The 1,812-nt window shown below is 71.7% G+C and carries 2 protein-coding genes; both read left to right on the top strand.

Annotated elements, in window-relative coordinates:
* The first annotated feature begins 144 nt into the window (after positions 1-144).
* The gene (locus tag ACFWXO_RS30850; protein WP_380527732.1) at positions 145-822 is read left to right on the top strand and encodes a hypothetical protein; all 678 of its coding nucleotides are present in this window, start codon (positions 145-147) and stop codon (positions 820-822) included.
* A 581-nt stretch (positions 823-1,403) separates the two neighbouring features.
* Positions 1,404-1,700, top strand: coding sequence for a hypothetical protein (locus ACFWXO_RS30845; protein WP_380527730.1), 297 nt, complete (start codon positions 1,404-1,406; stop codon positions 1,698-1,700).
* Positions 1,701-1,812: the final 112 nt, after the last annotated feature.

Raw genomic sequence — 1,812 nt, 5'->3', positions numbered from 1 at the left:
GCTTCACATAACCCCCCACCCGGGTGGGGGTGTCTTTCTGCCCCCCCTGCCCCCCCCCCCCCCCCCCCCCCCCCCCCGGGGGCCGGGGGCCCCCCCCCCCCCCCCCGGGGCCCAGTCGCGCCGACCACCACCAAGGACGACACCGTGAACACCTCCCCCAGCCTGACCGCCACCCGCCTCCTGGCCGAGCATCTGGCCGCCGACGGCGTGGCCGTCTCCATCGGCACCGACGCTCTCTCCTTCGGGTGCGCCCGCATCGCCGTCGACATCGCAGGCCGGCCGTGCATCCTGGACGCCATCCATGACGGCGAGGAACTGTCGTGGACCGTCACCGACCCCTACGACCACTCAACCGTCGCCAGCGTCAGCCTGTTCGGCGTCGCCAGGGCCGCCGAGGCCTGCGAGCACATCCACCGCGCTCTCGCCATGGCCGGCCAAGGGTCGAACTTCGGGCCCGAGGACAGTGTGGACGTGGCAGTGCAGGCGGCCCTGACCAGCGCGGGCATCCCCTTCGAGCTCTGGGCCAACCCGTCGTCGCCGATCCGGTGGCTGAGCATCCCAACCGCCGACGGCGGGGAGATCGACGTCTCCAGCAGCACCCACCTGGCTGGCCCAATCGCCGCGTTCGCGGGCCTCCGCGCCGAGTACTCCCCCGTTGCCGGCCAGGACGGCGGCGAGTTCGAGGCACTGGTCTACCGATCTCCGCAGTTCGGCCATCGCGGAGGCGGCACGGCGCGGTTCGCCGCCGAGCTTCACGAGTTGGTCACCGCAGTCGCCGCCTGCCGACGCCTGGCCGAGGCGCGGCACCGCTGGCTCGCCTGACCACAGCCCGCGAGGCCACGTCCCCGGTGGGACCACAAGGCCCAACCATCCAGAGACCCCGCGAGGCCGCGTACGGGCGACGCGCCGAGCGGGGGATCTCGGATGCGATTGTGACCTCTACTTTGCGAGCCGCACCCGCAAACGCCCAGGTCACGGGACTTCTGTGAGTTGTAGTTTGCGAGCCTCAGCGACCGACAGTTTGCGAGCTCACGGCCCCGGCGCCCTTCGCCGTCGACGAATCAGCAGGCCAGGGCGGACGTCCGGGCAACTCGCAGGATGCGGATCGGATTCGCAAAGTAGCGGTCACAGTCGCATCGGACACGGCGGAGCAACACGCCAACATTCGACCTTTAATTGTGGTATGCTTCTTTCTGTCGGAAGGGGTTGGCGCCCCTCCCTTCCACTCGATCCCAACCTCAGGAGGAGTCATGCACGCCGCTCCCGCCACCGCGACAGGCGACCCCAGAGTCCCGATCCCCCGCCCCCGGGTGAGCCCGGAGTCGAACCCCCGGGTTCCGCAGCAGCCCACCCGCGACACCCGCGACAGCTGAGCCCGGCGACTCCAGGAAGCAGGACGAATCATGAGCGACCAGACCAACGAGCTGACGCCGTGGACCCTCAAGACCCTCCGGGACCTCGCGCGCCAGACCCGGAACCTGCCCGCTGACACGCTGATCGTGATGTCGACGGACCCCTCGGGCAACCACTTCAACCCGGTACTGGAGTACGACACGGGGATGTTCGCCGACGACGAGCTGTACCCGACGCAGGAGCAGCGGGCACGGCTGATCAAGGGCGGGGAGGCGCCGGACGCAATCCCGGCGACGCCGCCCGGCGCCAAGTTCGCCCTGTGCCTGTGGCCCATGCCGGTGTTCTGACCGGGTGCCGCCCGGACGGGCCAGCCGCCCCCCCCGGGGGCCCCCCCCCCCCCCCCACACCCCGCCCCCGCGCCCCCCCCCACGACCCCGCCCCCCCCCCCCCGCGCCCGAG

Source organism: Kitasatospora sp. NPDC059088, assembly GCF_042738155.1.
Lineage (GTDB): Bacteria > Actinomycetota > Actinomycetes > Streptomycetales > Streptomycetaceae > Kitasatospora.
Note: the sequence above shows the minus strand (reverse complement) of the source record. Positions and strands in the feature narration are given on the sequence as shown.

Excerpts from the sequence above, each read along its gene's own strand:
- ACFWXO_RS30845 (WP_380527730.1), top strand. The coding sequence starts at position 1,404 with ATGAGCGACCAGACCAACGAGCTGACGCCGTGGACCCTCAAGACCCTC.